The organism is Kocuria subflava, assembly GCF_012163155.1.
Taxonomy (GTDB): Bacteria; Actinomycetota; Actinomycetes; order Actinomycetales; family Micrococcaceae; genus Kocuria; species Kocuria subflava.
Window position 1 is genome coordinate 26,532 of sequence record NZ_JAAVUN010000003.1, and the last position, 10,233, is coordinate 36,764.

A 10,233-nucleotide genomic window follows, 5' to 3' on the forward strand; every position below is an offset into this window, starting at 1 on the left:
ACTAGGCCAGGGTTCTGAGCCAATGCTTGGAAGCAGAATTTCTGGCCTTCACGGTGGTCAGCTCCAGGCGTTGAGCTTGGCCTTCACCTGGGACACGTAACGCTTGGTGTCATCGAACATGCCGTATTCCTGGACGCCGTGAAGGCCTTGGTAATAGGCGGCAATGGCCTGGTCGTCATTATCCGCGCGCTGCGTGTTGGCGCGAATGATGGCCACCCCGGCGGTCACGTTGTCCTGTGGATCCAACAGATCCAGTTCCCGGCCCACCAGCAGTTCTGCCCATTCGCCTGCTGCGGGGATCACCTGCATGGTGCCGATGGCATTGGCAGGGGAGATCACCTGGTGGTTGAACCCGGATTCCTGCTCGGCATGCGCCAATGCCAGGGCTGGGTCCACACCCATGTCTTCAGCGGTGCTGCGCACCATGGACTTCAGGTCCTGGGCAGAGACCTGGGGCCGTTGTGCCAGCGCGGCGTGGGACTCATTGGCGGCGGCCACGGTGTCGTCGTCGTAGTCATGTCCGGGGAAATTGTTGGTGACAGCCTGCGGTGTGGGGCCAGACTGCTCGGAGGGTTGCCCCGGCTCGGAGGCCGCAGGGGCCTGAGGGCCGGCGTCTGCGGCGGGAATCGTCAGTACGTGCCCGGTATTCAGGGCACGGGCCACATCGAGGTCATTGGCCTCGATGATGTCAGCCACCGTGACGTCATGCGTGCGGGCCAGTTCCCACAAGGAATCACCGCGGACCACCGTGTGCTCCGTGGTGGCCGGCGCTTCCGTCTGGGTGTTGTCTGCTGGTTCTGCAGGCTCGGCGACCGCTGCGGCATCCACCGCTTTTCGGGGGGCATCCGCCCCTGCCGGGGCGCTGAGGCGTAAGTGCTGGCCGGGCTTCAACGCGGCGTCACCGTGGAGATCGTTGAACTCCATCAGCTCCTCCACGGAGATGCCATTGGCGGTGGCAACCGACCACAGCGAATCCCCGGGCATCACGGTGCGGACGGGTCCTTCGGGGCGTGATTCGTCCTGGGCGGGCGTGGGCTGGTGGTCATCCGGGGTGGCGTGTGCTGCTGCAGCGCCCGTAACACCCAACGCCGCCAATGCGGCTGCTGCGGTTGCTGCCCGGGTTGCCAGGCGAAAATGCGGGCGGGTACCAGAATTCGGGTGCTTGTCAGCGCGCTGCGAATCCTGGTCCTCAGGAGTGTGGTGCATGAGAGACCTCAAGGACTGGGGTGACGACTGTGGGGAAGTAACGGCCGCGCCCCAGACGCTACCCGGCTCATCCGCCGGCGCACAGCAAGGGGGCGCGCGAGTCTCACCACATCACGGTTCCAACGCACATCGCGGTCACTCCCACTGTGGTCACAGCGCGCCAGACTGTGCCCTGGACGCACCGCATGGCACCCTGGTGCCGTGAACAAGTCCACTCATCGTGAAGAAGATCCCACACCCGAACAGTTCGCCCCGCTGGCACAGCTGGTTCAGGGGTGGACCACCATCCCTGACATTGCTGAGGCCATGGACGTGATCGTCACTCGCGTGCATGGATTGGTGGACGACGGCGCCGTGCTCGCCTTCCGCGACCCCGCTGACGGTGTGCGGCGGATCCCCGTGGAGTTCACCACCGACGGCAAGCCCTTGGATTCGTTGCAGGGCACCGTCTCCGTCCTGCGAGATGCCGGCTTCACAGACGTGGAAGCTGCCATCTGGTTGCTGACCCCGGACGAGTCCCTTCCCGGACGTCCCGTGGACTTCCTCCATGCAGGTCGCAAGACGGAGATTCGGCGTCGAGCCCAGTCCATGGGGTGGTGAACCACCGCTTCAGCGGTGAAATGGTCAGCGGCGGAACAGTCCGCCGCGAGAAAGTCGGCCGCGAAACGGTCGCTTGCAACGCTGATCAGCGCTCGCGGCGCACCGCCGATTGCAGGATGCGGTGGAAGGCTGCGGCCACCACGGGTTCCACCTGCAGGCTGTTGATCCCGGCTTTTGCCGCCGCGGTGAGGAGGTCCACGGATTCCTCCACCTGTTCCAGGGCACCACTGGCCTGGATCGCCTGGCGTGCGGTCATGATGTCCTCCGCGGTGCTCTCGGAGCGGCCCAGTACCCGGGTCACGGCGGCTGCTTGATCTTCCGTGGCGTGCTCAAGGTGCTTGGCGATGACCACGGTGCGTTTGCCTTCGCGGAGGTCATCGCCTGCGGGCTTGCCCGTGGTCTGGGGATCTCCGTAGATGCCCAGAATGTCGTCCCGGATCTGGAAAGCCTCGCCCAGGGCCAAGGCGAACTTCCGATGCCCTGCGATCTGAGCTTCGGTTCTCCCCGCCAGCAGCGCCCCCAATGCAACGGGGTGTTCGGCTGAGTACTTGGCGGATTTGTACCGCAGTATGTCCACCGCACGCCGGTGGGCTCGCTCGGAGGGGACATCGCCTGCGGCCACTTCCGCATGGATGTCCAGATACTGCCCGATCATCACTTCCGTACGCATCAGATTGAAACCCTGAGCGGCTTCTGCTGGATGGCCTGCTGCCGCCAGGGCTTGTCCGAACAATTGCTCAGACCAGGTCAGGGCCAGATCGCCAATCAGGATGGCGGAGGACACCCCAAAATGGGCGGGTTCCTGATCCCAGCTGCGGTTCATGTGGAGGTGCTCCAGGCGCTTGTGCACGCTGGGCATGGAGCGTCGGGTGTCAGAGCGGTCAATGACGTCGTCGTGAATCAAAGCCGCCGTTTGGAAAAGTTCCAGCCCCGCTGCCGCCTGAATCGGGATGGGGGAGTCGGCCTGACCACCTGCCGAACGCCATCCCCAGTACAGGAGTTGGGCCCGCATCCGTTTGCCGCCCGTGGACAGATCGGCAATAGCCTGAACCAACTCACCGGCGGCGTCGTCGATCCCCAGGGCAACCTGGGTCTGCTGACCGAACCATAGTGTCAGTTCGTGTTCAACGCCCTCAAGGAAAGTACTGGTCTCTGCGGTGATCTGATCCTGCAACGCAGCTGTGCTGTCTGAGGCGGATGGGATGCTGGGTGTTGGCACGTAAGGCTCCCGGTCAAACGGTGTGGCATGGCAGGCGCGTCACGGCACCTCCATCAGCGTAGACGAGCCTGCGCCGGGCCAGTGCAGTTCAGTTGGCCGGGCCAGTGCCGCCCAGTAGGCCAGGCCCGCGCAGGCAAGTGGTCCGTGCAGCTCAGGAGCCGGCGTCGCCCAATAGTCAGTGCTGCCCGGCACTGGAGCCCGGTTCACCAGGAAGGAGTGGTTGTGCCTCACGACGACGTCGCCGAGCTCAGGCGCACAGCAATCCTCCATGTGGACATGGACATGTTCTTTGTGGCCGTGGAGTTGTTGGAACACCCCGAGCTGGTGGGGCGCCCGGTGATTGTGGCCGCTCAGTCCAACCGCTCCGTGGTGCTCTCGGCTTCCTATGAGGCTCGAGCCTTTGGTGTTCGTTCCGGGATGCCGTTGGCACGGGCCCGGGCCATGTGCCCCCAGGGAACGGTGCTGACGCCGCACTACAAGGTGTATCCCAAGTATTCGGCGACCATCATGGGGATCTTTCATGAGGTCACCGACCGTGTGGAGCAGATCAGTGTGGATGAGGCCTTTCTGGATGTCTCCGGTGCCATCCGTCGGCTGGGATCACCGTTGGAGATCGCAAGGCGGCTGCGGGTGCGGATCCGGGAGGCCACTGGATTGACCGCCTCTGTGGGGATCGGTGCCACCAAGACCATTGCCAAGATCGCCTCCACCCGTGCCAAACCTGATGGTCTGCTGATGGTGAACCATCGGGATACGGTGGCCTTTTTGGCGGAGTTGCCCGTGGGCGCACTGTGGGGGGTTGGTGCCAAGACCGCCCAGACTTTGCAGGCCGCCGGGCTGCGGCATGTGGGGGACTTGGCCGCCCAGACACCGGCATCATTGGCACGACTTGTGGGCCCGGCCGCCGGCGCCCATCTCCACGCGTTGGCCAACGGCCACGATCCTCGCGCGGTCACCCCGGTGCGGGAGGAGAAGAGTCTGGGGGCTGAGGGCACGTTCGAGGAAGACGTCACGGACGTTGGAAGGATCAGGCGGGAACTGTTGAGCCTGTCCCACCGCACAGCCGCTCGTCTGCGTTCCAACGGGCTTCGGGCCAAACGTGTGGGACTCAAACTGCGCTGGGCGGATTTCACCACCATCTCGCGCTCGCGCACCGTGGCACAGCCGTTTTCCTCGGGGCACGACCTCTACACCCATGCCCTGGACCTGCTCAAACAGGAGACGCCGTTGCCCGCACCGGTGCGCCTGATCGGGGTGCGTGCTGAACATCTGGAATCAGGTGACACCGCCATGCAACTGAGCCTGGACGGCAGGGAGGAGGACTGGGCCGCCGTGGAATCCGCCATGGATCGTGCACGCAGGCGCTTTGGCGATGTCGGACTCGGACCGGCCTCCATGCTCGGCCACCGCGGGACGGGGCACCGGCGTGAAGGTGAGCAGAACCTGCGCCCCGGTGCTGCGGGCGGAGGCGATCCACAAGGCAACTGGGAGCCTGGGTCGCGGAACAGACCAGAACCAGGCGTACCCAGGGGTGGACATGGAGGGTAGGCTTGTTCAAAAGACGGTGTGCAACGTTGCCCTTGGCCCCTGCCCATCGATCCTGATCATCGCCTTTGAGGAGGGACGTCGTGGCTCTGTCTGAGCGAGAGCAACAGCTGTTGGCGCAATTGGAACAGCAGTTGAATGCTGACGACCCCCAGTTCGCCAGCACCATGGAAACCCGGCCCGTCCGCCCCACGTTCTCCACCCGTGCCATTGTGCTGGGTGCGGTGATCGCCGTTGTGGGACTGGTCGTGGTCATCGGTGGTGTCATGCTCAACCAGATCGTGGTTGGCGTCCTGGGCTTTTTGATCATGTCCCTGGGTGTCTACTGGGCCAGCACCCGCGGTGCCGGCAAGCCCAAGGCTGCAGCAGACGCCGATCCCCAGCCCAGCCGGGGCCCGGCACCCAAGGCGGCCAAGTCGTCGTCGGGATTCATGCGCAATTTGGAGAACAAGTGGGACGAGCGCCGCTCCAGCGGCCAGTGACCCGCCCCTGACCCATTCGGTTTGAGGCCCCGAACCCTGGTGGTTCGGGGCCTTTGCCATGCCCAGGCGACTCCACAACAGAGAGTCAGCGGCAGAAATGTGGGGTTAGCGGCAGAAATGTGGGGGCGGGTCGGGCGCGTCCGGTCGGCCATTGGCGTGCCCAGCCCAGTTACTCACTGCGCACCGGGGCATGACTTGCGCCCCTGATCCACCCCGCCACCTGAGCCACCCCACCCGATGCCACGCGCGCCAAGCGGGTGCCACTTTGGTACGCCATGAGCAACTGATGGCGTACCTAAGTGGCAGCGGCTTGATCGAGGCACGGCATCGAAGCGCGAGCCATCGGGCGGTGCCGCTGCGCACCGTTCAGGCGCCGCCGGTTGTGCATCGCCACCAGGTGCTCCCTCCACGTTGCTCCACATCCCCTCCCCACATCCCTCCACTGGGCACCCGTTCGTGGCCCCAGATGCTCTGACATGCACAGATGCCCTGCTGGGAAGAGTGGTTCACGCACCACTGATCGTCGATCCTGCGTCACGTTTGTCCAAGTTGACGCGGATGTTGGTTGACCGGGGAGGAAAGTGGAGTAAAGTGGGGGAGTAGAAAGAGAAGTAGGAGGAACCCTTCAAGAACCAAGGTGGTGAGCATGTTCCTCGGGACGTACTCACCCCGGCTCGATGAGAAGGGGCGCCTGATCTTTCCGGCCAAGTTTCGCGATGAACTTGCCGAAGGTCTGGTCCTCACTCGCGGTCAGGAACGCTGCATCTACGTGTTCAGCGCTTCTGAGTTCGAGAAGGTTCACGAGCAGATGCGGGCGGCGCCGTTGTCGTCCAAACAGGCCCGTGACTACATCCGCGTTTTTCTCTCAGGTGCCTCGGATGAGGTGCCGGACAAGCAGGGCCGGGTGACCATTCCCACTCCGCTTCGTCAGTACGCAGGTCTGGATCGTGAGTTGGCGGTTGTAGGCGCCGGCTCCCGTGCTGAGATCTGGGACGCCCAGGCATGGGAGTCCTACCTAGCGGAACAGGAGTCGGCGTTCTCGGCCACTGAGGACGAGGTCATCCCGGGGCTCTTCTGAGCACACCGGCTGAAACCGAATAGTTGTCCATGAGCGGTTGCACACCGCACCGGGATCTCCGCGGCGAGATCTCCACCCGCACTGCCGTCACCGTCCTGACTCAACTTCCCCTGAGCCAGGCCGGATTCGAGGGACGGCCAGCGGGCGGGGTTCTGGTCACGTAGCTCACGGTGCGGTGTCCGTCTGTTCGGACCCGCCCGCCAGTAAGCTGATGCACCGAAAACACCGCATGCGACGGCGCGTGCACCCCTGAATCGTTGATGGCCACCTGATCGTGGCCGTGATGAGGAGCAGCCATGTCGGATGTACCGCGCCCCACCTCGCAGCGGCACGTCCCCGTCCTGTTGGACCAATGCCTGGACCTCATGGCACCTGGCCTGGATCGGGACCATTCGGTGGCCGTGGACGCCACCCTGGGCATGGGGGGTCACTCAGAAGCGCTGCTGACACGGTTCCCCACGCTGCACCTGGTGGGTGTGGACCGTGACCCCACCGCCTTGGAATTGGCCAGCGCCCGGCTGGCACCATTCGGTGAGCGATTCCACCCCGTACACGCCACCTACGATCACATCCCGGAGGCCCTGGAACAGGCCGGCTTCCACCGTGCCGACGCCATTCTGTTCGACCTGGGCGTCTCGTCCATGCAGCTGGATGAACGCGAGCGTGGGTTCGCCTACTCCTATGACGCGCCCTTGGACATGCGCATGGATTCGACCTCCGAGTTCACCGCCCAGGAGATCGTGAACACCTACTCGGAGGATGATTTGCGCCGAATCCTGCGCGACTGGGGAGAGGAACGCTTTGCAGGCCGGATTGCCCGAGCCATCGTCAAGACCCGTACGTCACAGGAATTGGCCACCACCGGTGAACTCGTGGAGATCGTGCGTGGTGCGGTCCCCGTTGCAGTGCAGCGCAAGAAGGGCCACCCGGCCAAGCAGACGTTTCAGGCGCTGCGCATCGAGGTCAACCAGGAACTCGAGGTCTTGCGTCGCGCGGTCCCGCGTGCCCTGGATGTTCTCAGCATGAACGGGCGAGTCGTTGCCATGAGCTACCACTCCCTAGAAGACAAAATCGTTAAACAGGTCTTAGCTGCTCGTTCCGTCTCCACAGCGCCCAAGGGTCTGCCGGTGGAATTGGAGGAGCACAAGCCGACCTTCAAGGTCCTCACACGGGGCACGCACACCCCCACCGAGGAAGAAATTGCTGCCAATCCGCGCGCCGCGTCCGCGCGGTTGCGGGCGGCCGAACGCATCAGAAGTGGGAATGTGGCATGACCGGATCAGGTGAGAACCCCCGGGGAGGAAAGGGCCGTCTGCGCGGACGGATCAAGATGCCTCAGCGCTTGGCGCTGACGACGCGGCGACAGCCGTCCGGCTCCAGTGTGTCAGCGGGTACCGCACAAGCCGCAGGATCCGGTGCTCCCCCCGCAGTTCGACGGCGTTGGTCCGCACTCCTGCCCCTGGCGGTGGCGGTCCTTGCAGTCATGGCCACCTTGGCTGGGATCTTGTTCCTGAACATCAAGATCAGTGACGGTCAGTACCGGCTGGTGGAGATGCGTGCGCAGGAGCGTGCCCTGGCACAGGAGTCAGAGGCACTGACCCAAGACCTGGAGTTCTATCAGGCTCCACAGAACGTGGCCATGGCCGCCACCAACGAGGGCATGGTCTCCACCACCTCGGAAGGCCTGATCGATCTGGACGCCCAGGAGGTCTCCGGCAATCCCCAGCCCGCTCCTGCGGCGGAGGATGCGGAGATCCTGGTGGCCCAACCCGTCCAGAGGGGCTCCGCGGCAGCAGACCGTGCGGCGTCATTGGCACGGGAGCGCCGTGACGCCCTGCCCGAGAGCGAGTCTCAGGCTCAGGACCAGCTACAGGCCGCCAACGAGGCTGAACTGGGTGTGAACCTGCACGGGGGCAGCCTGCCCGCGCCCCAGCAGCGCCAGCCTGCCGATGCCACCCCCTCACCTTCGCCCACCGCAGCCCCCACCGGGACACCTGCCGATGCGGATGCAGCAGGTGCCGGCGCTGACGCGGCAGTGGAGCAAGACGGCCCTGACCCCGCAGCGGGCGGGGCCGATTCCGCAACAGCCCAGCAGGGTAACGGAGGTGGCCAGTGAGCTCGTCCTCCGAACACCCGGATGCCACTGACGACCCCCAACTGGGCATGCAGCGCCCCGCAAGTCGGCGTGAGTTCATCGGTTTGGCCATCGGCCTGTTCGCCCTGGTGCTGTTGGCTTTGCGCCTGGTGTGGGTCCAGGGTTTTGACCTGAGCGGGCGTGCGGCCTCCGCAGAGAATGCTCGTCTGCGCCAGGAACGTCTACCTGCCCTGCGCGGTGAGATCGTGGACCGGACCGGGGCGGTGATGGCCCGCAGCATCCAGCGCTATGACATCGCCGTGGACCAGACCTTGGTGCAGGACATCATCATGCGCAACCCGGATGGAACCACCCGGACCGTGTCCGTGTTGGAGACCATCCAGAATTTGGCGGACATCCTCCACATCTCCGACGACGACGTCCGTGACGCCTTGGATGGTGATGCCAACTTCCAGTACCTCTTCCGATCGGCCACACCGGAGCAGTGGAATGCGGTGCGGGAACTTCAGTTGGGCTACGTCACGGCTGAGCCCGTGTCCCAACGCAGCTACCCCAACGGTCAGCTGGGTGGGTCCGTGGTGGGTTTCATGGGCGGTGACGGAGATGCTCTGGCAGGCATTGAACTCTCCCAGAACGACGTTCTCAGCGGTGAGGACGGCAGCCGCACCTTTGAGATCAGTGCTGACGGGGTGCGGATCCCGGTTGCACCGCAGGACGAGGTCAGTGCGGTGGATGGCGGCAGTGTGCAACTGACCATCGACCGTGATGTCCAGTACTACGCCCAGGAAGCCGTGGCCGCCCGCGTCAAGGAGCTCGATGCGGAGTGGGGCACCGCCGTCGTGCTGCGGGTCTCCGACGGCCAGGTGCTGGCGCTTGCGGATTCCACCATGGTGGACCCCAATGAACCGGGCCGGACAGAGAATGAGGGCGACTACTCGCCACGCGCCGTGGCGGCCGCAGTGGAGCCAGGCTCCACGGAGAAGACCCTGACGGCTTCGGCAGCCATTGAAGAAGGAAAGGCTGAACCTCTCAGTGAGGTTCCGGTTCCGGCCGAGCTGACCATTGACGGTCAAACTTTCACGGACTCCTTCAATCACGGCGCCGAGGACCGCACCTTCGCGGGAATCGTGGCGGATTCCATGAACACCGGCACCGTTGAGGTGGGCAGCCGACTCAGCCCCGAACAACGCCACACATGGCTGAAGAACTTTGGGATCGGGGATCTGACCGGGATCGAGATCCCCGGTGAGACCATGGGTCTGCTGGCCGATTGGACCGCCTGGGACACCCGCCAGCAGTACACCGTGCTGTTCGGCCAGGGGCTCTCCCAGTCCCCGTTACGCACCGCCACCATCTACCAGACGGTGGCCAATGACGGCGTCCTGGTGGAACCCCGTGTGGTGCTCTCCACCACGGATGCGACCGGCAACACCACCCAGGCACCCACCCCGGAGCCGCGTCGGGTGATCAGCAGCGAAACCGCCGCACAGGTGCTGGAGATCATGGAAACCGTGGTCACCGTGGGTGGTGCCCCGGATGCTGCCGTGGAGGGCTACCGCGTGGGTGGGAAATCCGGCACGGCGGAGGCTCCAGGCGATCAGGGTGGCTACGACGGTTACACCACGTCGTTCGTGGGCATGGCGCCCATGGAGGATCCTCAGTACGTGGTGGCGGTGACACTGCAGCGCCCCAAGGGTGATGTGCGGACCATTGGTGCATCGGGTGTTTTCAGCCGGATCATGGGGGATGTGCTCAAGCACTACGGTGTGAGCCCGTCCACCACCGAGCCTGTGGCCTTGGACAAGTTTTTTGGCAAGGATGCGGACCGCAATGATGAAAACCGTGACTGAATACCCGTGGACCACGCTCTCACTGGGTGCAACGCCCCAGTATGAGCCGTGCACACCGGGTGGTGTGCCGCAAGATGGAAAGACAGGCCACGCACTGTTGTGCGCGGGCAAACAGCGCCGGGTCGCTAGACTCGGCAGGAATCCGGAACGGGTCCTCC

At 64.5% G+C, this 10,233-nt stretch carries 9 protein-coding genes; 7 read left to right on the forward strand and 2 right to left on the reverse strand.

The annotated features are described in order from the left end of the window. Positions 1-57 precede the first annotated feature (57 nt). Positions 58-1,206 (reverse strand): lytic transglycosylase domain-containing protein, encoded by a 1,149-nt coding sequence (locus GTW58_RS02675; protein WP_119932274.1) that lies wholly within the window; start codon positions 1,204-1,206, stop codon positions 58-60. 201 nt (positions 1,207-1,407) lie between these two features. On the opposite strand from GTW58_RS02675, the gene GTW58_RS02680 reads away from it, so the two are divergent. After that, entirely contained in the window at positions 1,408-1,806 is a 399-nt protein-coding gene (locus GTW58_RS02680) for an Rv2175c family DNA-binding protein (RefSeq protein WP_231559417.1), read from the forward strand. An 85-nt stretch (positions 1,807-1,891) separates the two neighbouring features. Here the strand turns inward: GTW58_RS02680 and GTW58_RS02685 are convergent, their stop codons facing one another. Further along, on the reverse strand, positions 1,892-3,025 hold the full coding sequence (locus tag GTW58_RS02685) for a polyprenyl synthetase family protein (protein ID WP_232817942.1): 1,134 nt from the start codon (positions 3,023-3,025) through the stop codon (positions 1,892-1,894). Positions 3,026-3,301: 276 nt separating this feature from the next. On the opposite strand from GTW58_RS02685, the gene dinB reads away from it, so the two are divergent. From dinB to GTW58_RS02715, 6 genes are all read left to right on the forward strand, one after another. Continuing rightward, complete coding sequence (dinB, locus tag GTW58_RS02690; RefSeq protein WP_232817947.1) at positions 3,302-4,573, forward strand: DNA polymerase IV; 1,272 nt, start codon at positions 3,302-3,304, stop codon at positions 4,571-4,573. Between the two features lie 80 nt (positions 4,574-4,653). Further along, complete coding sequence (locus GTW58_RS02695; protein ID WP_047690364.1) at positions 4,654-5,052, forward strand: DUF3040 domain-containing protein; 399 nt, start codon at positions 4,654-4,656, stop codon at positions 5,050-5,052. 646 nt (positions 5,053-5,698) lie between these two features. After that, positions 5,699-6,130: a division/cell wall cluster transcriptional repressor MraZ gene (gene mraZ / locus GTW58_RS02700; protein WP_119932272.1), complete on the forward strand. Its 432-nt coding sequence runs from the start codon at positions 5,699-5,701 to the stop codon at positions 6,128-6,130. Between the two features lie 296 nt (positions 6,131-6,426). Continuing rightward, the gene (gene rsmH, locus GTW58_RS02705) at positions 6,427-7,404 is read left to right on the forward strand and encodes a 16S rRNA (cytosine(1402)-N(4))-methyltransferase RsmH (protein WP_119932271.1); all 978 of its coding nucleotides are present in this window, start codon (positions 6,427-6,429) and stop codon (positions 7,402-7,404) included. After that, on the forward strand, positions 7,401-8,246 hold the full coding sequence (ftsL, locus tag GTW58_RS02710; protein ID WP_119932270.1) for a cell division protein FtsL: 846 nt from the start codon (positions 7,401-7,403) through the stop codon (positions 8,244-8,246). Before rsmH ends, ftsL begins: the two co-directional genes overlap by 4 nt. Then, entirely contained in the window at positions 8,243-10,075 is a 1,833-nt protein-coding gene (locus GTW58_RS02715; RefSeq protein ID WP_232817941.1) for a peptidoglycan D,D-transpeptidase FtsI family protein, read from the forward strand. The genes ftsL and GTW58_RS02715 overlap by 4 nt, the downstream gene beginning before the upstream one ends. Positions 10,076-10,233: the final 158 nt, after the last annotated feature.

What these genes read in the sequence shown, in the direction of transcription:
- GTW58_RS02675 (WP_119932274.1), bottom strand. Translation starts at nt 1,206, where the DNA reads ATGCACCACACTCCTGAGGACCAGGATTCGCAGCGCGCTGACAAGCAC.
- ftsL (WP_119932270.1), top strand. Translation starts at nt 7,401, where the DNA reads ATGACCGGATCAGGTGAGAACCCCCGGGGAGGAAAGGGCCGTCTGCGC.
- dinB (WP_232817947.1), top strand. Translation starts at nt 3,302, where the DNA reads ATGGACATGTTCTTTGTGGCCGTGGAGTTGTTGGAACACCCCGAGCTG.
- rsmH (WP_119932271.1), top strand. Translation starts at nt 6,427, where the DNA reads ATGTCGGATGTACCGCGCCCCACCTCGCAGCGGCACGTCCCCGTCCTG.
- mraZ (WP_119932272.1), top strand. Translation starts at nt 5,699, where the DNA reads ATGTTCCTCGGGACGTACTCACCCCGGCTCGATGAGAAGGGGCGCCTG.